This window comes from Paenibacillus sp. JNUCC 35 (assembly GCF_058269095.1).
On sequence record NZ_CM177771.1, the window covers coordinates 3,617,843 to 3,640,667 of the forward strand.

The 22,825-nt window shown below is 55.9% G+C and carries 4 protein-coding genes; all 4 read right to left on the minus strand.

Annotated features, from left to right (window positions below; translation table 11 throughout):
• Positions 1 to 93 precede the first annotated feature (93 nt).
• Genes AC2TF6_RS16285 through AC2TF6_RS16300 form a run of 4 tightly spaced genes read right to left on the minus strand, consistent with a single transcriptional unit; the run spans position 94 to position 22,798 of the window.
• Positions 94 to 8,052, minus strand: a complete 7,959-nt coding sequence (locus AC2TF6_RS16285; RefSeq protein WP_491307645.1) for an amino acid adenylation domain-containing protein — start codon at positions 8,050 to 8,052, stop codon at positions 94 to 96.
• Positions 8,053 to 8,075: 23 nt separating this feature from the next.
• On the minus strand, positions 8,076 to 20,816 hold the full coding sequence (locus AC2TF6_RS16290) for an amino acid adenylation domain-containing protein (RefSeq protein ID WP_491307646.1): 12,741 nt from the start codon (positions 20,814 to 20,816) through the stop codon (positions 8,076 to 8,078).
• A 27-nt stretch (positions 20,817 to 20,843) separates the two neighbouring features.
• Positions 20,844 to 22,061 (minus strand): ACP S-malonyltransferase, encoded by a 1,218-nt coding sequence (gene fabD / locus AC2TF6_RS16295; protein WP_491307647.1) that lies wholly within the window; start codon positions 22,059 to 22,061, stop codon positions 20,844 to 20,846.
• 14 nt (positions 22,062 to 22,075) lie between these two features.
• Complete coding sequence (locus AC2TF6_RS16300; protein WP_491307648.1) at positions 22,076 to 22,798, minus strand: thioesterase II family protein; 723 nt, start codon at positions 22,796 to 22,798, stop codon at positions 22,076 to 22,078.
• Between the last annotated feature and the right edge of the window lie 27 nt (positions 22,799 to 22,825).

Consider the following 22,825-nt stretch of genomic DNA (forward strand, 5'->3'; position numbering starts at 1 on the left):
ATTTCACTCTCCTTTAAACTTCCGGCCGTCCCGCAGGACAGCCTGGAAGCGTATGTCCGCCTTAAGCGGTGAAACGGGGAGGACCAAAGGTTTTTAAAGCTTTAGTTTGCCGGCCAACTGGGCCGCCATATTCTCGAACTGTCCGATGGACAGGTTCTGGTAAGTAAAGTCGGTCGGGCTCTGCTCGGCGGTCTCTTTTTCGCAGCAGTGGCGGATCAGCTCCAGCAGGTATTTCTTGAATCCTCCTGCCAGCTTCTCGACCGTGTCGTCCCGGTACTGATGACGGTTGTAATTGAAGGTTAAGCGAAAAACTCCATCCAAGACCTGCCCGTTGATATCGAAAGCGAACGGTCTCTCGCTGCCACCGCCGATTTCATCGCCTGACTGGTGAGAGGAAGGTCCGAATCTTGCTCCGCCGTCACCCTCGCCGTCGAATTGTCCCAGGTAATTAAAACTGATTTGCGGTTCTTCGAAAGCGAAAGGGAGTTCCTCGAGATTGATACCTTCTGTTAAATAGTGCAGAATGCCGTAGCCGATTCCTTTGTTCGGTACGCGTCGCAGCCCGTCCTTTACCAGCTTGATCTGATGCCCCAGGTCTCCCTGACCGCTCATATCAAGCACAAACGGATACATGACGGTAAACCAGCCGACGGTACGGGATACATCCACATCTTTCATAATTTCTTCCCGGCCGTGCCCTTCGATGCTGACGGCAATCCGGGAAAGTCCGCTCCATTCTCGGAAGGACAGCCCTAACGCCGTAAGGAGCAGATCGTTAATTTCGGTGTTGTAGGCTTGCTGCGCGTGTTTAAGCAGCTTTTCCGTGCTGTCGCGGTCGAGCTCGATTTCAAAGTCTCTGCCGTCTTCGACTTTATCCGAAGCTATCTTATTATCGTACGGCAGCGAATCCGGAATCTGCGATGAGACAGCGGACCAATAACTCAGTTCCGATTGAGCGCGGCTGCTGTTCGCATATTCCGCCAGCCGGGCAGCCCACTCGCGGTAGGAATCGGTTTTGGCCGGAAGTGAAACGGCATGGCCGTCCAGTGCTTGTCCGTAGGCGGTTTCCAGATCTTCCAGCAGGATTCTCCAGGAAACTCCATCGACAACCAGATGATGAATAACGATCAGAAGATGGTCGCTTTCGGCTGTGCGGAAAAGAGCGAGCTTCACAAGCGGGCCGCGATTCAGCGCGAATCCGCTTTGCAGCTTATCCGCAAGCGTCCCGATCTCTGGGCCGGGTTCTCGCGCAAGAGTAAGATCATAGGCTAGCAGCTCGTATGTCTCTCCCTCTTTCCAGTCCCGCGTTTCAGCTGTAACGCTACCTTCTTCCGTAGGCCGAAATACGGTGCGGAGCGCATCGTGGTGCAGGGTCAGCTTATCCCAAGCCTGGCGAAGCGCTTCTTCGTTCAACCTGCCTTTGCTTTTCAGCATAACGGCCTGATTATAATGATGCCGGTCCGTATGGTGACGCTCGAAAAATCTCCGCTGAATAGGAGCAAGCTCCGTCTGCCCTTGGACGATCCCTTGGGGAATTGTCCGCTGCACAACCTGGATATAAGGAATCACCAGCTCGATCTGTGGATGGCGGAACAAATCCCGCAGCTCCATTTTGAGCCCTCTGCCGTTCAAACGCGCGGCAATCTGCAGAGCTTTGATCGAATCGCCGCCCAGTTCGAAGAAATTATCGCGCACTCCCACCTTCTTGATTCCCAGCACGTCCTGCCAGATTTCGGCCAATGTGTGTTCCATCTCCGTTTCCGGCTGGACGTAATCGGCCGTCAGCCTAACCGAGCCGTCCGGTTCCGGGAGGGCCCTGCGGTTGATTTTACCGTTGCTTGTGAGCGGCATCGCATCCAGAAAAACGAACTGCGCGGGTATCATATAATCCGGCAGTCTTTCGGTAAGTCCGCCGCGAATCTCGGAAACCGTCAGCTCCGCATCTTCCGCGCAAACCAGATAGGCGCACAAATATTTCTGTCCGTTCGCGTCCGTCCGGTCCATTACAATCGTTTCTTTTATTTCGTCCCGGTTCAAAAGCCTCGCTTCGATCTCACCCAATTCAATCCGGTAGCCGCGAATTTTGACCTGATGGTCGATCCGCCCGATATATTCCACACTGCCATCCGGCAGCCAACGGGCCAGGTCTCCCGTTTTGTACATCTTCGCCTCGGGGCGGTGCGGGATCGGTACGAACTTCTCCGCCGTCAGCTCGGAACGATTCAGGTAACCTCTGGCCAAGCCCGTTCCGGCGATGCAAAGTTCCCCCGGTACGCCTATCGGCTGGATTTGATGCTTGGCGTCCACGATGAACAGCTCCGTATTGTCAATCGGTTTGCCGATCGGCACCTGCTCCAACTGTTGACCTCGCGGACAGTCAAAATACGTCACATCGATGGTCGCTTCGGTAGGACCGTACAAATTGGCCAGTACGGCACCGCCCGGAGTGCCGATCAGCCGGTTAAACCGGTTTGCATGCTGGGCCTGAAGCGCCTCCCCGCTGGCGAAAACATAACGGAGCGAGCCCAAGTCTCCCGCCTGCCGGTTTTGCTCGATATGATCAAGAAAGACAGACAGCATGGAAGGAACGAAATGCAGGGTGGTCACGCGGCTTCGCTTGATTTCATCCACAATAAGCTGCGGCTCTTTCTCTCCGCCGGGAGCCAGGAATACGACTCGTGCGCCCTGTGTCCCCCACCAGAACAGCTCCCATACGGATACGTCGAAGCTGTAAGGCGTTTTTTGCAAAATGACATCGTCGCGGCCGATCGGGTATTTTTTCTGCATCCAGTGAATTCGGTTCACCAGCGCCCGGTGCTCGATCATAACGCCTTTCGGATTGCCGGTCGTACCCGAGGTATAAATGACATAAGCCAGATTTCCGGGCCCTGCCGCTCCTTCGGAAGACAGCGGGCTGAAATCTTCATGATAAGACTTCTCCTCATCCAGCAGGATGCACTCGTACCCGGCAGGCAGTTGCTCGGCCCGCTTCGATACGGTAAGCACGATACGTGCTCCGCTGTCATCCAGCATGAAGCCGACCCGATCACGGGGATGAGCCGGATCGACCGGCAAATACGCACTGCCCGCTTTAAGGATGGCAAGGAGACCGATCATCATTTCGGCCGATCTCTCGGTCAAAATGGCGACAACTCCGTCTGTCCGCGCCCCTTTGGCCCTCAGAGTACGGGCGAGGCGGTTCGCACGCTCGTCCAATTCCCCGTAGGTGAGCCGGTTCCCGCCGAAAACGACGGCAATCCGGTCCGGATCCTCCGCGGCCTGCTCCTCGATCCACCCGTGGATCGTTTTATCTTCCGGGAACAGGGCCTTCGTATCGTTAAATTCCACGATAATCCGGTGTTTTTCCGTTTCGGTCAGCAGCTCGATATCGGCGAGATTCACATGCGGATTGCGGACGACGGTTTCAAGAATATTAAGGAAATGACGACTCAGCTTCTCGATAGTTTCCCGCTTAAACAGCTTGACCGCATATTCGAACGATAAGCCGAGTCTATCGGGGAACTCTTCGACGCTCAGCGTCAGATCGAATTTCGCGATCCCCATTTCGAACTCAACCGGCCGGAACGTAATCCCGTCAAACTGGAACTGGTTCATGCCGGTGTTCTGCAGGACGAACATCACATCGAACAGCGGATTGCGGCTCACGTCACGGCGCAGCTGCAGACGCTCGACGACTTCCTCGAACGGAATATCCTGATTTTCGTAGGCATGCAGCGCTCTGTCTTTTACTTCCTTCAAAAAATGCGTAAACGGCTTATCGGCGGAAGGAAAGTTCCGCATCGGCAGCGTGTTGACGAACATTCCCAGCATCGTCTCCAGATCAGGGTGCGGGCGGCCCGCCACCGGAGATCCTACGACAATATCTTCCTGCCCGGTGTATCTGTGAAGCAGGGTATTGAAGGCAGCGAGAAGGACCATGTACAAGGTCGTCCCCGTCTGGGCGCACAAGCGGTGCAAGTCGGCGGTCAGTCCGCTGTCGATTTCATAGGTCAGGCTGTCGCCTTCAAAGCTTTTGATCGCCGGCCGGATATAATCCGCGGGCATGTCCAGAACAGGCACGTCTTCTCCGCCGCCGAAAAGCTCCTTCCAGTACGCGGCTTGTTTCTCGGCCGCCCCTTGGGCGATTTGCCCGTTCTGCCACGCGGCAAAATCTTTGTACTGGATGCGGAGCGGAGGAAGCGTCTCGCCGGCATAAAGACGGCTGAACTCCTCTACAAACACTTCGATCGAGATGCCGTCGGTAATAATGTGGTGCATGTCGGCCAGAAGCAGATGCCTTCCTTCTTCCAGCTTGATCAGCTCCGCACGTATAAGAGGCGCCTGCTCCAGATTGAACGGGTGGATAAATGGCCTGATAAGAGATTCCAGCACCGAATCCGGCTGCTTCGCTCCGACTTGCACACCGCCTGAGACGGCTTCGGCTTCTGCCGTGAGCCCGCTTACAGATGCCGTGGCGGCTTCAGCGCGGGCTTCGTGGTGCCCTTCCGAGTCCAGCTCGCGGTAGGAAACCCGGAAATCCAGCGCTTCGTGGATACGCTGCACGGGTGCTCCGTCGATTACGGCAAAAGACGTTCGCAGGGACTCATGGCGGCCGATCATCGTCCGGAACGCCTCTTCCAGCCGCTCTCTGTCAAGCGGACCTGTCATTTCCAGCGCGGCGCACATGTTATAAGCGCTCTCCGCGTCTCCCAAACGGTCGATAATGAGCAGTCTTTTCTGAGCCGGCGATACCGGATGGTATTCCTTCTCGCCGACTGGTTCTATGTCCGCAAAGGCGCTTTCCTCCGAACCGGCGATTAACGGGGCCAGTCCGCGCACGGTCGGATGGGCGAAAACCTCCCGCAGCGGCACCTCGACGCTGAACTGCTTGGCGATGCGGCCGATGAGCAGAACCGCCTTGAGCGAGTGCCCGCCTAGCTCGAAGAACGAATCGTCGATGCCGACGGTTTTGACGCCGAGCACTTCCTGCCACAGCTCCACGAGCTGTGCTTCCGTTAAAGTGCGCGGTGCGGCGTAAGCCGACACCGGCGCCGGATCCCCGCTCGGCGCAGGCAAAGCCTTGCGGTCAATCTTGCCGTTAGACGTAAGCGGCAGGCTATCCAGCCGCACGATATGGGCCGGAACCATGTAGCCCGGCAGCTCCGCGGCGAGCCGCTTTCGCAGCCAGGCCTCGTCGGCATGTCCCGCCACATAAGCGCACAAATACTTGTGCCCGCTTGAATCCGTGCGGTCGGTGACAACGGCCTGCGCGACTCCTTCGAGCTTCAGCAGCGCCGATTCTATCTCGCCGGGCTCGATGCGGTATCCGCGGATTTTGACCTGGTAGTCGATCCGGCCGATAAAATCGACGCTTCCGTCAGGCATCCAGCGGGCCAAATCTCCCGTCCGGTATAAACGTCCACCTCCCGCAAACGGGCTTGGGACAAACTTCTCGGCCGTCAGCTCCGGCCGGTTGAGATATCCGCGAGCCACGGAATCTCCGCCGATGCAGAGCTCGCCCGCCACCCCGGCGGGAACCGGCCGCAGTGCGGAATCCACGATGTAGAAGCGGTGATTTCCCAGCGGCTTGCCGATTGGAACGTTGCCGGATTCCGGCAGCTTTTCCGCAGCTTCCTCGTAAAAGCTCGAATCGATGGCCGCTTCCGTCACACCGTAGCTGTTCATGATCCGCATGCTTCCCGCAAAACGCGACAGCAGCGTCCGGTAATCGTGCACACTGCAGCTGTCGGAGCTCGTGATCAGCAGCTTCATCGCGCTGATGTCCGTCCCATGATCGTGCACGTGCTCCATAAGCGGCAAAATGAGAGCCGGCGTAGATTCGAACACCGTGATCCGGTGTTTTTCCAGATAACTCGCCAGCGCGGAAGGATCGATCCGCACCTCCTGGGGACAAATAACCATCGTTCCCCCGTTCACGAACGTCCGTGCGAGATCGCCCGCAAATACGTCAAACGAAAAACTCGCGATCTGCAGGAGTTTTACATCAAATTCCCCCAAACGATACCCGTACCGGTATCCGAACGAAGTGTTCACATAATGCCGGTGTTCGATCATCACACCCTTGGCATTGCCCGTCGTTCCGGACGTGTAGATCACATAAGCAAGGTCATCGGGTTTATTGACCGGCTCAAGGTTGCTTACCGCTTCTTCCGGGCTCAAGCCGGAAAGCCAGGCCTTCTCCTCGCCTGAATCCGAGGCCTCTTTCGCCCCCGTTTGTAAAGGCTTTACAAAACCTTGATTTTCTGCGGCTTCCAGAAAACCCTGCATATCGAGAATACTTCCTAGATAGTCGGCTCCATGGAGCAGACCGGTCAATTTTGCCTGGGTAAGCAGTACCTGAGCACCGCTGTCGCGGAGCATGTATGCAATGCGCTCTGCCGGATAAGTCGGATCGATCGGTATATAGGCACCGCCCGCTTTATGAATGGCGAGAACTGCCGTCACCATATCAGCCGAGCGCTCAAGCAGAACGGCGGCCGGACTGTCCGGCCTCACGCCCTGTTTTCTCAGAATACGCGCCAGCACATTCGCCCGCTCATTCAGCTCCCGGTAGGTCAGCGAGGTCTCTTCGTACACGACCGCCGTTTTGTCCGGAGTTTGTACCGCCTGTGCCTCGAAAAGCTCATGAAACGTCCCTTCCGGATAAGAGGCCGAAGTACCGCTCCATACTTCCGCAAGTTCTTTTCGCTCCGGCTCGGACAAAAGAGTGAATTCGGAGACGATTTTTTCCGGCTGGCTGGAGGCTTGGCCCAAAACCGTCTCCAAGTGCCCCTGAATTCTCACGATTTCCGCTTCGCCGTATGTGTGTCCGTTATAGGAAAGCGTAATGTTTAAAACATCCCCGTCTTCTACCTCGATATTGAAATCGTAAGGAGTCTGCTCGGATAATCCCGCCTCCGTAATAGCGAATCCGAGCCGGTTTTCCAAATCCTCCTGACCGATCAGCTCCTGCAGCGGATAATTTTCAAATACGACGATATGCCCGATAAGATCCTGTTTCAAGGCCGATTGAGCCTGGATTTCCGCCAGTGAATAATAGTCGTACGCACGTGATTGAACCGTCTGCCGCTGAACTTCCTTCAACAAACCGGTAAACGTGTTGTCCGACTGCAGCGAGATCCGCACGGGAACCGTATTAATGAACAAACCCACCATCCGCTCGATGCCTTCAATCTCCGGCGGTCTGCCTGACACGACAGTCCCGAAAACGACATCCTCGCTTCGGTTATAGCGTCCGAGAATGAGTGCCCACGCGGCCAGGAACAAGCTGCTGATTGTCGCACCGCTGCGTTCCGCAATGCCGCGGAGCTGGCGGGCCGTATCCGCCCCGACCGTAAACTTCCGCTCCGACGGCAGGTAGCCTTTACCGCCGGATATCACGGTATTGCCAGGCAATCCCGACGGTTCTTCCACGCCTTCCAGCAGAGCCCGCCAGTAATCCGATGCAGCCGTCTGATCCTGCTTTTGCAGCCACTGCACATAAAGACTGTAGGGCCGGACCTCAGGAAGGGACGCTTGCCGTCCGTTTTTTTCGGCTTCGTAGTAACTGAGAAGCTCTTCCAGCACAATGCCGATGCACCAGCCGTCCATGATAATATGGTGAAACGTGAAGAGCAGCGTATATTCCTGCCGGCTTGTCCGAAGGACAGTTAACCGCACCAGCAGTTCCTTGCTTATGTCAAAAGGACGATTTTTATCGGCTTGGATCAACGATTCAAGTTCGGCATTCCGTTCGCTGTCCGGTAACAAGGCCAGATCCTCGAAAAAGACAGAAGCCTCCCGTTCTTTGAATACGATTTGCCGGGGCTTCGCGACATTTTTGTGATACATATTCGAACGGAGCGTTTCATGCCGCTTCACAAGAAGGCAGAAGCTCCTTTCCAGCGCCTGCACATCCAGATCTCCGCGTATGGACAGGCTCACCTGCTCCAGGTAGGCGTGCGAATCGGGATTCATCAGCGCATGAAACAGCATGCCTTCCTGTAAAGGCGTCAAATGGGACATTTTCTCAATTTCCAGCCCTTTACTCATCCGTAACTCCCCCTCTGCAACCCTTATACGCTCTCGTAAAATTGTTTAATGTCCTCGAACTCATCGAGATCCAGATCGTTTGCCCCGACATCGGCCGGCGTTAACTCCCTCTCTGTTTTGGCCTCGCAGTGGCGCAGCACCTCATCCAAATTTTCTTCCAGACGATGAAGCAAATCCGATGCTGTCTGTTCCGTGTACGCATGGCCGTCATAATCGAGCCGGAGGGTGAGGGCGCCCGATTCGAGCGTGCTCTTGAGATACCAGCTGTACTCCCGTGCCGCCCACAAATCGTCTCTTATTCTTTCGCCCGCGTTAAGCGAATCAAAATAAGGAGTTGCGACACCCGAAGGCTCCAAGTGGACGAACCCGATCCGCGGCTTCTTCCGGACTGCGGTCTCTTCTACTTGCCGGCGTGAAGACGCAAGATCGTACAAAGCCCCGTACCCGATGCCTCCGTCTGGGACTTGACGTACCGTTTCTTTAACTTGTTTAAGATAGCCCGCCAAGTCACCGGAATTCGAGGTATCCAGCACAAGCGGATACTGCGTATCGAACCAGCCCACTGTCCGCGAGAAATCCAGCCGCTTGTCTGCGCACAGCTTTCTGCCGTCTGCCGTCAGTTCGACGTGTAAACGTTTGAGTCCGGACCAATCGCCGAATGTTTTGCCGAGTGCGGATAAAATCGCTTCGCGGGCCTCCATCGAATAAATATCCTTCACCCCAGCGAGCAATTGGCTCGTCTTTTCCGCCGGGATAACCGCGCAGACCGAGTTTCGGAGCGGCGGAAGTCCCGCCTCGGTTTCTTTATCAAGCGGAACAGTCCATTCGTCCGCATTGCCTGACAGAGTCCAGTACTCCCGACCGGCCTGCACCTGGCTGCTCTCCGCGTATTTTTCCAAATGGGCTGCCCACGTCCGGAAAGCATCTGTTTTCAAAGGGAGCGACACGCTTTCTCCCGCCACAAGCTGTCCGTAAACGGTCGCCAAGTCTTCCAAAATGACTGAAAAAGAAGTATCGTCGGTAATCAGACGGTGGATCGCGATCAGAAGATAGTCACCTTCACCTGTCTTGAACAGCACGCTTTTCGCCAGCGGTCCTTCTTTCAGGGAGAGACCCGATTCAATCGCTTTGCTTTGCAGTTCAACGGCCGCTCTGAGATCGGGCTTGTCCCCCTCCAGACGAATGACGCTCAGTCCCGCAGCTTCTTCCTCCAGGGAATGGTGTTCCAGCTTCAAGTCCCCTTCTTTCAAAACGGTACGCAAACGAAGGGCGTCATGCTGTTTCAGCACCTTGTCCCAAGCCGAACGGACATGGTTTTCTTCCAGACCGGCTTCCGAAAACAACAGTGCCGAAAGCGACGAGGCGGATTCGTAACCGCCTTGTTCGAAATACCGGTTCTGCACAGGGGTCAGCACCATTTCTCCTTCGATTGGTCCTTGCGCGATTTCACGGACGGACGACTTCACGTACGCGCCGAGATCCCCGATGGACGGATGCTCGAACAGCTGCTTGATGTCCAGCGCATACCCTTCCGCTCTCATACGGGCCACGACCTGGATACCTTTGATCGAATCTCCTCCTAGGAGGAAGAAATTGTCGTGAATGCCGATGCCGTCCCGGCCCAGCACATCCTGCCATACGCCGGCCAGCGCCTCTTCCACTTCATTGCGGGGAGGGGCGTACTCCGTATCCGGACGGAACAGGTCATCCGGTTCGGGAAGCGACTTCCGGTCGGTTTTACCGTTTGGCGTAAGCGGAAGCTTGTCTAGAAATACATAGTGCGACGGGACCGAATAGTAAGGCAGCTGTCTAGCTAGCTGCTCCCTGACCTCCGCCGCGCTTATCGCCGAATCCGACTTTGGCACGACATACGCGCACAAAACGGCCTCATGTCCGCCGCTTTGATTGACCGTAACAGCCGCCTCCTGAACGGATGGCAGCCTTATCAAAGCATTTTCTATCTCCCCGAGCTCGATGCGGAAGCCTCTTACTTTCACCTGGTGATCGATCCGGCCCAGGAATTCCAGGTTCCCGTCCGGCTTCCATCGGGCAAGATCGCCCGTTTTATACATTTTTGTTCCGGAGACAAACGGATTGGGCACGAATTTCTCCGCCGTGAGATCTTCACGCTTCCAATACCCCCGTGCCAGTCCTTCTCCGGCTATGCACAATTCGCCCGGCACTCCGACAGGCTGCAGGTTGGAACGCGCATCGACGATATACACCTGCGTATTGGCGATCGGTCGGCCGATATCGATCCGGCTTGCCTGAGTCAGCTCCCTAACCGCGGACCATACCGTCGTTTCGGTCGGTCCGTACATGTTGTAGATCCTCAGTCCGTCAAGCGCCTGCAGCTGCTCCAACAGCGCATGCGGGAGGGCTTCACCGCCGACCATAATTTCCTTCACTCCGCTCAGCGCCCGCTTGCCTTCTTCGTTGGCGAGCAGCATTTGCAGACGGGAAGGCGTCATTTGCAGCATATCAATCCCATGCGAACGGATGAGTTCACCGAGAGCTTCGGCTTCAAGCTGATGATGCCGGTCTCCGATGACGACTGTCATTCCCGTCAGAAGGGGCACTAGAGATTCCAGAACGAATATGTCAAACGAGATGGTCGTTAACGACAAAATCGTTTTATCCGAGCGGAAAGCAATCTGTTTTTTCATCCCGGTTACGAAGTTCATGACGGAACGATGCGGCAGCATAACACCCTTCGGATTCCCTGTCGATCCCGACGTATAGATGACATAAGCCAGATGCTCAGGCTTTGTGCCTCCAGCGTCCAGATTGGAACCGTCGTTCCGGTAAATTTCTTCCTCATCGAGGAACAGCACGTTTCCATCGTAGTCCAGGTCCTCGATCAAGCTGCGGCTGGTCAGCAGCACCCCTGCTTCGCTGTCCTGGAGCATATAGAGAACACGTGCCGAAGGGTAATCCGGATCGATGGGCACGTACGCGCCTCCGGCTTTCAGCACGGCGAGCTGGCCGATGATCATTTCGGCCGAGCGCGGCATCATCAGCCCGACAAGCCGGTCGGGTCCCACTCCCAGCTCTCGCAGCGTCCGGGCTGCGGAATTGGCGCGTTCGTTCAATTCCCGGTACGTCAGGCTCCGGCCCTCGAAAACGAGCGCGGAAGCTTCCGGCGTTTTCGCAGCCTGCTCCTCAAGCGCATCGTGGATCGTTATGCCAGAAGGAAACTCCGCCGCCGTGGCGTTAAACCCGCTGATCAGGTCCTCTTTCTCCGAAGCCGTGAGCATCCCGATTTCCCCAAGCAGAATATCCGCCGATCCGGCTACCGTCTCCAGGATGGCCGAATAGTGCCGCGCCAGACGCTCCACTGTTTCACGTGCGAACAGATCTGTAGCATACTCCCAGGTAAACAGCAGCCCGTCTTTTTGCTCCGTAACATGCAAGGAGAAATCAACTTTGGAGATGCCTGTATTAAACTCCCCGGGCTTAAAGGAAAGCTTGCCCGTCTTCACGACGTCCGTTCCTACATTCTGCAGGCTGAAAATCGTATCAAAAAGAGGGTTACGGCTCAAATCCCGTACGAGCTGCAGCTTCTCGACAATTTCCTCGAAAGGATATTCCTGATTTTCGAACGCTTCGAGAGAGTGGCGTTTCACCTCTTGCAAAAATTGTCCGAAAGCCAGAGAGGATTCGGGCTTGCTGCGGATCGCCAGCGTATTTACGAACATCCCCGCCATATTCTCCGTATCGGCGTGTCTTCTCCCTGCGGCGGGCGTACCGACAAGGATGTCCTCCTGACCGGAATATTTGGCCAGCAGCACATTATAGGCAGCCAGCAGCACCATATACAGAGTCGTTTCATTGTCTTTCGCCAGGCTGTACAGCGCCTTTGTCAATTTCCCGTCCGGAAGCTGGACAAAGCTGTCCCCTTTAAAGCTTTGAGCGGCCGGGCGTGGATAATCCGTCGGCATCTGAAGGACGGGAAGCTCGCCTTCCAGCGTCTGGAGCCAATAAGCTTCCTGTCCGCTGAATTTGCCTTCGGCCAGCTGCTCGTTCTGCCAGATCGCATAATCTTTGTAATGCACATTTCGCGGAGGCAGAAGCCTACCCTGATAAAGCTGGATAAAATCATCCAGAAGCACGGCCATGGAGTAACCGTCCGCCACAGCATGGTGAACATCGATCAGCAGAACGCTGCCGCCCGTTTCAAGCTCGAACAGACCGGCCCGGAATAAAGGCGCTTGCGCGAGATCGAACGGCCGGACGAACTGCATCTGCAGCGTCTCTATCTCTTCCGCCCGCACTTCCGAAACGGGAACATCGAAATCGGCCTCTTCCGCGATTTTTTGTACCACTTCCCCGTTCTCCAACTCGAAATAGGTCCGAAACGATTCATGACGCGCCACCGCCTGCCGAAGTGCCCGGATAAGGCGCTCCCGGTCGATTTCTCCTTCTATAAAAAGGCGTCCCGGCACGTTGTAAGCTGTCCCTCCGCCGCCCAACTGATCAAGGACGTACATTCTTTTTTGAGCCGACGAGACCGGATAAGACCGCTTCCGCTGAATCGGTTGAATAGGCTCGTACGTTTGTGCGGAACCGCCCGTGATGTACAGTTCCAAGTCCCCGACCGTCTGCAGGGCAAAAAGCTCGCTTAACGGAATGTGAATGCCGAATTCTTTGTTTACCCGGGAAAGAATGACGGTCGCTTTTAACGAATCACCGCCCAGCTGGAAAAGATTGTCCGTGGAATTTACATGAGCGGCGCCAAGCACATCCTTCCAAATAGCGGTGAGCTTGTCCGTTACGGTTCCTTGCAAGTTTTGTTTGCCGGGAACCGGCAAATTGCCGCCGGTGGGAACAGGCAAAGCCGCAAAATCCGTTTCTCCATCAGGCAGCAGGGGAAGCTCCGCCATCGGAATCACATACCGGGGGACCGCATAATCCGGCAAGGTTTCATGCAGCAGAGAAAAACTTTCTATTTCTTTCCATATTTTTGAAGGGTTGGAAACGATGTAGGCCGTCATATAGTCAACTGCTTCATTTTCAGGGCGGAGATGAGCGGTTACGGCACATGCCTCAAGGTGAAGCGTGTGCAGCAAATGCTCTTCGATCTGATCCAAAAACACGCGGTTTCCGCGCACTAGGACAGAGCGCGAAGTTTTTCCGAGCCGTTTAATGGCCCCGCTGGCGTAACTGTAGGCCCATTTCCCCGTACTCGTGAAACGGTTCGACGGAGATTCGACCTTTCCGCCAGAAACCGCGTAAACTTCGCCGATCGTTCCGGGCGGAGCCGGATACTTGTAGACGTCCAGAATACATTCGTAGCTCCCGTTCTCATCCGCATGTAGGGCCCATCTCGCCCACACCCGCTCACTTTCCTCCGCACTGAGGAGAGACAGTTCGGGCAGGCGTTTATCGCCCTCTTCGGCGATAGATTCGAGCAAACGAATGAAATAACGGGACCAGGTTTCAACCGTTTCGGGCTTGAAAAGGTCCGCATTATAATCGAAATCGAGCCTCAGCTCTTTAGAAATCTCCGTCACGTTCAGGAAAAGCTCGTACTTGCAATATGCCGGATCATGTACAATCAGTTCCGTGTCAAGCTCGTGAAAAGCGAGCTTCGGCAGCGGACGGTCCATGTTGAATACGGCCGTAAGGACAGGCAGATTGCTTAGCCCGCGCTCCGCCAGCGCCGCAAAGCTGTATGCCTGATAAGCGTCCAGCTCGTTCATTCTTTGCTTGATAGAACCCGCATAAGCGGCAAAGCTTTGCTCGGAGGAAGCCCGGCTAAGAACAGGGAGCAGATTGACGCAGTTTCCCATCAGAAAAGGAGCTTCCATCTGCGCCTGCCCGGCCGTGGGTACTCCGACCGTAATATCGCTCTGACCCGTTAACCGGTGCAGAAAAAGATGAAATCCCGAAAGCAGCGTCACAAAAAGACTGCTTCCGAGTTTTATGCTGGTTTTTTTCAGTTCTTGTACAAGAGAGGCCTGGAGTACAGTTGTATGCCTTCCGCCCCGGGAGGTCGGAAGAACCGTTCCCCGGACGGGGGAAGGCAGCTCGACCACGGGAACCTGCTTCTCGAAAAGTCCGTTCCAATAAACGGCGGCTTGAGCGCTCTGCGGTTTCTTCAGCTGCTCGGACTGCCAGGCGGCATATTTTCTGAAAGGTGCCGGTTCCGGCAGGCGATGAGCTTCCCGACGGACAAGAGCGGAATAAATCCGCTCCAGTTCCTGGACGAACAGAGCCATGGACCATCCGTCGGCAATCAGGTGATGAAAAGTGAACACGGCCGTATGCTCGTCAGCCGATGTACGGAGAAGATGAATACGGAACAGCGGTGTCTCCTGCTCCAAATCGAACGGCGTTTGACTCTCGCGATGGAGCCAATTCCGCATCTGGCGTTCCTGTTCCGAAGGATTCAAACCCGTTAAATCCACAACCGGAACCGGCACATTCAAGGCATCCGTTACGTTCTGGGTTTCACCGTCTTGGCTGATGACGAGACGGAGAGCTTCATGTCTGGCGGTAACAGCCTGGACAGCCTGCTCGAACACCTCATTCCGCAGCGGTCCGCGAAACCGCAGAAGTGCGGTTTCGTGAAGCGACGGGGAATCCTTGCGGTTGGAAACGGAGGCGAACCAGAGCTGCTTCTGGTCCGGAGTCAGCGGAAACGCTTCTCCTTGACCGCCTTCCGGCAGCTTGTCGGCGGGACGCCGGCTGCCGGAAGGATCGTCATCGTCCGGGGACGGGTCCCGGTCGGGAAGAAATCCGCCTTTTCGCAATTCGCCGATGCTGTCTTTGACAGCTTGTATAATGCGTGAGATATCTTCTTCCGAGTGGGCGGTGGACAAGAAGCAGTTGCGCCCCTCCCAGATGTAAATGCCTTTATCGAGCATGTGATAGTAGAACAGCTCAAGGTCGCCTTTAAGTACAAAGCGGAAAAGCGAACCGAAGTGCACCACCTTGATCGGCACGCCTTCCCGACCGAAATACGTGTTCAGCTCATCGGCGAACCGTGCCGTGCGCGCATTCAGCTCCGCCTGGACTTGGCCTCCCGAGGCTTCCAGATGGTTCAGCACGGCGAGGGATGCAGCCATAGCCAGCGGATGATGGCAGAACGTACCTGCTACGAACGTTCTCCGGTGTTCGTTCTGCGGGAAGGAATCGTCGCCGAATTTCCAGGTTCCTCCGTCAATGCCGTCCATATATGCCGAGGAACCGGCAACGATACCGATCGGCATGCCGCCCCCGATGACCTTGCCGTACGTGACCAGGTCCGCTTTAATGCCGAACCATGCCTGAGCGCCGCCCGGATGCAGGCGGAAACCGGTAATCACTTCATCGAAGATGAAGGCGGTGCGGGACTGAGCCGTGATACGACGGATTTCTTCGAGGAATGCTTTCGGCTGGAAATCGGGCCGGCGGCTTTGCACGGGCTCGACCACCACGGCAGCCAGTTCATGGGCGTGCGTACGGATATATTCCAGCGAGTCTTCGCTTCCGTAATTGAGCACGACCACGTCGTCGACCATATTTTGCAGAATGCCCGGAGCCAGCGGGGTCGAATGCTCCTTGTTCGTTCCCGCGCTTCCCAACGCGAGCACGCCATCGAACGTACCGTGATAAGAACCGGCGAAAATAACGACCTTGGCACGGCCGGTTGCGGCACGGGCAAGCCTCAGGGCAACCATAACGGCTTCCGTTCCGGAATTGTACAGCGCGATGCGCTCCACTCCGGTCATTCTGCAGATGGATTCGGCGACCTGACCCGCGAGATTGGACATAGGGCCCAGGCACATGCCGTTCGCAAGCTCCCGCTCAATCTTTTCGCGCACGAACGCAGGGTTATGTCCGAACAGATTCACACCGAATCCCATCGTCAAATCGACATACTCGTTGCCGTCGAGATCCCACAGTTTGGAGCCCTCGGCACGTTCCGAAATGATCTGGTAAACCATTTCTTTCAAAAGAGGCCGGAAGCCGGCGACATTGCGGTTGTTCGCATACACATCGCGGTACTGCTGGGTGTAGGCTTTCGTACGACCCGTCCGTGCCGTGTACCGTTCTATCAGCTCGCGGACATGCTTTTCCTGTCTCTGCGACAGCGATTCGCGGGCTTTCAGGTCCAGCGCTTTATAAGGAACGTAAGGCTTCGGCTCCTCGCCGTTTACCTGTTGCGGGGCCGGTCTCGTTTCGACGGCTGCGGCGACTTCTCTCGTCGTTCCCGCATGCAGCCGGGCGTCAGGCCGCGCCGGAGACGCCGCAATCACCCTCACGGCAGGTGCCGGTACGGGCACGGCGGCCGGTTGAACGGACAGCGGCGCTAGCACTGCCGGACGGCTTCCGAGCACTTGCAGCTGCTGTGACATCAGCTGGAGCTGCTGCTCCACGATGCGCTCGACTGCGGAAGAAGCTGAGCTTCCGGCGACACCTGCGACCGTAACGGACGCGGCCTCTGCCTGCCCTTGTCCGCCTGCCGCTCCGGCAGGCTCGCTGTAGCTGTACGGCTCCGCAGGAACAGTCCGCTCGTAAACGGCAGACGCCGTCTCGGCGGGAGGCGCTTGCAGGGCCGCTTCTGAACGGATACCGGACGCGGTTTCGGCCTGCGGCACCCGTTCGACGATATAGGCCGTCAGCAGGTCCAGGTTTGTGAGCGATTCGAAGAAATCGCTCATGGGAACATCCAGTCCGAACGCGTCTTTAATGCTGTGACGGACCTGGGATAAATTGATGGAGTCCAGTCCCAGCTCAAGGAAATGTGTCTGAGGCTGAAGCTCTTCCGTACTGAGCTGCGATACGTTGCCGATCATCGTAATCAGCGTCTGACGGACGGAATCGGCGTGACGGGCGGAGGCTGTTTCCGCCTGTAGCTGTTCGTTCACCACACTCACCTGCTCCTTTGCGGATATATATTGTTCCCGTTCCGATTGCCCCGTTGGCGCCGAATGCCGCGATTGCGCCGCAGATGCTGCCTGTCCGGCCTTGACGGGAACGTCGATCCAGCATCTTTTCCGCTGGAACGGATACGTCGGAAGGGATACTTTTCTGAATGAGCCTTTCGCATACAGGGCCTTCCAATCTACGGATGCTCCCTGTACATACTGACGGGCCAGTTCTTGCACAGCTTCCGCGCCAAGATCGGCGAGATTTCCCGGATGCGTGTATTCTTGCGCTTGAGCGCTGTCTATTTTGCCGATATAAACGCCGTCCGAACCCTTGCCTTCCCTGTGAAGACGCTGCAGTTTCTGTTTCAATTCGGCTGCGCCGGCTGCCGTAACCGCCAACCGGTAAGTCAGATGGCTGCGGCCCGTGCCGGCCGTATAACATACATCCTGCATATCGAGTTCATCCGTACGGGCAAACAGCTTGTCGTAATCCCGGATAAGCTCCTGCAATCCTTCCTCGGTTTTAGCCGACAGGGTGAGCAGCAGCGGGACGCTGCCTTCGGATCCGCCATTTGCCGCAGATGCTTCGGGCAGAGCTTCGCGGGCTCCGGTGTACTCTTCCAGTACGACATGGCAATTGGTTCCGCTGAAACCGAACGAGCTGATCCCGCATCTTCTTGGAGCGCCCTCCGTTTGCCACTCTTTTAACCGGGTATTCACATAAACCGGCGATTCCTCGAAACTGATTTTCCGGTTCGGAACCCGGTAATGAACGGAAGGGGCGATTTGCTTGTGCTGCAGGGAAAGCACCGTCTTGATCAACCCTGCGATGCCGGCCGCTTCATACAAGTGACCGATATTGGATTTAACCGTGCTGATGGCACAGAATTGCTTGCGTTTCGTCCTTCTGCGGAAAGCCTTCCCGATTCCGTCGATTTCGACCGGATCGCCGAGTTTGGTTCCGGTTCCGTGAGCTTCGATATAAGTTACCGTCTCCGGATCGATCCGTGCATTGCGCCAGGCTTGGGAAATGACATCCGCCTGGGAGGATGCGTTCGGGGCCGATATGCCCACGGTGCTTCCGTCCTGGTTAATCGCGCTCCCCTTGATCACCGCAAGGATGTTGTCCTTGTCTTTGATCGCTTTGCTGAGAGGTTTCAGGAAAACGGCGCCCACGCCTTCGCCCCAGCCCGTGCCGTCCGAACTGTCGTCGAAAGCCCGAGCACGGTCGTCGGAGGATTCCATGCCGATGCCCGCCTTAAGCGGCAGCAGGATCGTTTTCACGCCGCCCGCAAGCGCCATATCGCAGTCTCCGCTCAGAATCGCTTTGCAGGCCAGATGAACGGCCACCAGCGAGGAAGAACAAGCGGTATCAACGGTGACGGCAGGTCCCTTAAGATCAAGCAGATATGATATCCGGCTGGAAATGATCGAGGACAAATTTCCGATCGCGAAATTCGGCAGAGAAGCCGGGGACACCTCGGACAGAAGCCGCTCGTATTCAAAGCTGGTTTTGGAAAATCCGACGTAAACGCCTACTCGTTTGCCGGAAAGATTGGAACCGCCGTAACCCGCATCTTCGATCGCGCTCCATACGGTTTGCAGAAAAAGCCGCTGGTTCGGATCCATCAGCGAAGCTTCGCGCGGCGTCAGCTTGAAGAACGAATAGTCGAACGTATCGATTTCGTCCAAATAGCCGCCTTCCGCCAGCAACAAATTCCGGCCCTCCGTATTCAAATGAGAAATGAACGCTTCGGCGTCCTTTCTCCTCTTTTCGCCATACGGGGCGATACAGTCACGGCCCTCGGAGATGTTCGTCCAAAACTGCTTAAGGTTGTCCGCCTGCGGGAATTTTCCGGACATTCCGATAATCGCGATATCGCCGTCGGTTTCCTGACCGGAATCCGCCAATCTATCGCCCTGCTCGAAATGTTCGGCCTCATCCCCCTGGGAGATAAAGGCGGCCAGCTTCGAAATCGTCGGATAGGAGAAAAAGTCCGTCACGGACACTTGAACGCCCAGTTGGGTTTCGAGCTCTTCGACGATTTGCACGAGCTGGAGGGAGCTGGCTCCGATATCGAAATAGCTCTCGTTCGTATCAATCTCGTCAACCTGCAAAATTTGCTTCACAATGGCAAGCAGCTTCTGCTCCGCTACGCTGCGCGGAATGACAGCCGCACGCGCACGCTGCTTTTCCTGCTCCCAAATTTTCTGGAGTCCCGCAAGCGTTTCTTCAAACTTCCCGTCCGTGTAGTCCTGGGCAAGCTTGTATCGCTGCACTTTGCCGCTGGTCGTTTTGGGAATCCGCCGGATGGGGAGAACCGCTTGAATGTCCCACCCTCCCCGGTAATTCAAGTGACCCTTGAGACGTTTGGCCAGCGGGGCGAAATCTTCGATTTTTTTCGTGTGCATGACAAAAACGATAATCCGGTCCTGGCGGGTCGCCGGATCGTAAGCGCCGCAAACCGCTACTTTCCCGAGCTCCACGCCTTCCACTTCTTCCGCAACCCGCTCGATGTCGTGAGGATATACATTTTGCCCGTTCGCAAAAATGATATCTTTCGCCCGGCCCGTAATAATGAGCCGGCCCTCGCGCATAAAGCCCAGGTCGCCCGTTATGAGCCATCCGTCTGGAGTGATAACCTTGGCGGTCGCTTCGGGATTGTTGTAATAGCCGGACGTTACGTTCATACCGCGGATTTGAATATTCCCGATCACGTAATCGTCCAGAGGCAGGTTCGCGTCGTCGCAGATACGGATGTAGCTGCTTCGCAGCGGATAACCGACATCCACAAACGTCAAGCAACGATTATCCGAAGCTTCGATCTGGAGCACCTGTTCGCCGACGTTCAGATGTTCCCTGTCCAGGTGAAGCCGCCTGAAATTTTCTCCCAGAGGCGGGAGAGACATTCCCACGCTTGCCTCAGCCATGCCGTATACGGTAAACATTGCCGTACTTCTCAGGCCGTGTTTGCTCATCGCCTCCATAAACACATCGCAAAGCTCGCTGGAAATCGGTTCTGCCCCGTTATAAATCAGACGCAGCCCGGACAAGTCCCAATCCGCCGCATTTTCCGGTTTATACTGGGCCAGGAAAAATTTATATCCGAAGTTGGGCGAGCAAGTCTGGGTGGCCTTATGCTCCGACGCTTTCTTCATCCACAAAGACGGGCGACGGATAAACAGCGCGGTCGGCATAATAAGCTGTCTGGTGTTGGACATGACGCAGGTCAGGTGAAAAGCAATCAGTCCCATATCATGCGTGAGCGGCATCCAGCCGAGGTAGGCATCCGTTTCGTCCATCTCCGCCTGAACGGCCATGTCCCGCGTGTTATAAATCAGATTTTCATGGGTCAGCATGACCCCTTTCGGATCCCCCGTCGAACCTGACGAAAACTGGATAAACGCCAGATCGGACGCCTTCGCTTCGTGAATAACCCCCTTATTCCCAGTGAAATAATGTACTTTATCCGTAAAAAGAGACACTTCCCTGACCTTTTCGAACACCTCCTCTTTTCCGTTTTGGAGGGCATATTTCTCCAGGTTGTCCAATGCTTTTCCTTCGGTGATCAAGTAAGGATTGTTCAGGGTATCCCATATTTTAAACAGTTTCATCTTGTGCTCGTCATTATTGCCGACCGTTACCGGTACCGGGATAATTCCCCCCAGCAGGCAGCCCCAGAACACATTCAGAAAAGACCTGTTATCGTCGATTTGCATAAGAAGCTCGTCGCCCGCTTTCATGCCCGAGCTTTGGAGATGGTGAAGGACGCCAAGCGCGTCTTCAAGCAGCTCTCCGTAAGTAATACTCTCTTCGTTCTGGTCACCGTTAATAAAGGTTATTCCGCTGGACTTCTTGTCTCCCCTGTCCCGGATAACGTCAATCAGTGTCTGAAATTGTTCCACCTTCATCCCTCCGCAGTTATCCCGTTGTCACAAGTTTTTTGTAAAAGAGCCCGTAAACAACCGGCGAATCGTCTCGTCTTGTTCCTTCTCGGATACCTTCTTCGTCCGAAGCACTTGCCGGACGCATTCCTGTACGTCCTGCCTCAGACCGTAGGCATCCCGGACCGAACCGTTCGTTTCCGTGTAAGAACTCAGCATTTCACGCACGCGTCTGACCGGCTCCAGCACTCCCTGCGCATACTCTTCCTCGTCCCAGTTCGTATTGGGCGCCGAAACCGCGGCAGAGAATCCTTCCTCGATAAACTGCCGGATCGGAAACAGGTCCGCCAAACTCCCCGCATCCGCTTCCCGGTCATAAGCGTAAGGCCGGATCTGTTCCGAGCTGTCCCGGGTCAAGTTTTTCAGAACCGTTCTCGGACCCAGTTCAACGGCCAGTTCAACGCCTTCTTCCGCTAAAAACCGAACCGTTTGCAGCCACTTCACCGGTTTGGTCATCTGATCGACAAGACCCCGGCGGATAGCCGCCGCATCCGGGTAAGGAAGCGCCGTGGCATTGGAAATGACCGCCCAGCGGCCCTCCTTGAATGTGACCTTGTTCAGCTCTTCTTCCAGGCTTTCCGCCGCAGGCTGCATAAGCACGCTGTGGAACGGTCCGCTGACCGCGAGCCGGGTCACTTCGATGCCGAGCCGCTCCAGTTCCTCCGCTGCGCTTGTCACTGCGCTCCGGTGGCCGGAGACGACCAGCTGGCTGCCGGAATTGTATCCGGCAATGGCCGCCGGCTGCCCGTCGGAAGAATGCCTGCGGCACAGCTCCTCCAGCATAGGCTGATCGGACGTGCGGACAGCGATCATGGAGCCGAGGCCGGCTTCCGCCGCCTCCTCCATGAACTTGCCCCTCTGGATGACCAGCCCCAGCGCCTCCGCAAATGTGAGGACGCCGCTGCTCACCAGCGCGGAGTATTCACCGAGGCTGTGCCCGGCCGAGTATCGGGGTTCGATCCCGATCTCGTGCAGGTATACCCGGCTTGCCAGAACGCTTATCGTCAGCAGCGCCGGCTGTGTGAAAGACGTTCTGGAGAGCCGGGCGGCGCTTCCTTCGAAACACAAAGATTTCATATCGTAGCCGGCCAAGTCGCTTGCTTCTTCGAACAATGCTTTCGCCCCGTCGTAACGGGCATACCAGGCAGCCCCCATGCCGACATACTGGGAACCCTGCCCGGGAAATAACCAGGCGGTAGTAACCATACCCCGCTCCTTTCTTACGCGTACAAAGATGAGTAACGGATTCCCAGGGAAGCGTGCAGGATATCCACGATCTCTTTCTGGAAGTCATTGATGAAAAAATGCCCGCCGTCAAACGAATGAGCCGTAAAAGCGCCCGTCGTATGACGCCTCCAGTCGAGCACATCCGTTTCCCGCATCGTATCCCGCTTCCCCGCCAATACCGTCATGGCACAGTCCAGCTTCTCCGCTTTCTCGGCGAAAGCGTATGTTTCGACAAGCCGGAAATCCGCCCGGAGAAGAGGTAAAAACAAATTCATCAGTTCTAAATTTTCGAATAATTGGGGAGGAGTCCCCCCCAAATCCGCAATTTTCGTTTTGAACAATTCCGGCTCCAGCCCGTGCAAAGGAGGCTCTGTCCGCTGTATATGAGGAGCCATCCTGGCCGCCGCGAAAAAATGCAGCGGGTTTTGTCCGTGCTTTTCCCTAATGCGGTGGATGAGTTCAAAGGCAATCAGGCTGCCCATGCTGTAACCGAAAAAAGCAGCCTGACCTTTGTCGAGATAAGGTTCCACTACGGGCAGAAGATCATTTACGGCTTCGTCCACATTTTCGTAGAAAGACTCGCTAATGCGCCTTCCCCGGCCCGCCAGCTCCAGCGGTACCAGCTCAATGCCGGAATCCAGCAGGGGCTTCCACCTTGTGTAAATGACCGACGACCCGCCCGCATAGGGCAGACAAAACAAGAAAATCTTTTTCATCCTGTCACCTGCCCCATTCGTATCCAA

Bases quoted from the DNA above. Each gene is read 5' to 3' on its own strand.
- AC2TF6_RS16300 (WP_491307648.1), bottom strand. From the start codon at position 22,798: ATGAAAAAGATTTTCTTGTTTTGTCTGCCCTATGCGGGCGGGTCGTCG.
- AC2TF6_RS16285 (WP_491307645.1), bottom strand. From the start codon at position 8,052: ATGAGTAAAGGGCTGGAAATTGAGAAAATGTCCCATTTGACGCCTTTA.
- fabD (WP_491307647.1), bottom strand. From the start codon at position 22,061: ATGGTTACTACCGCCTGGTTATTTCCCGGGCAGGGTTCCCAGTATGTC.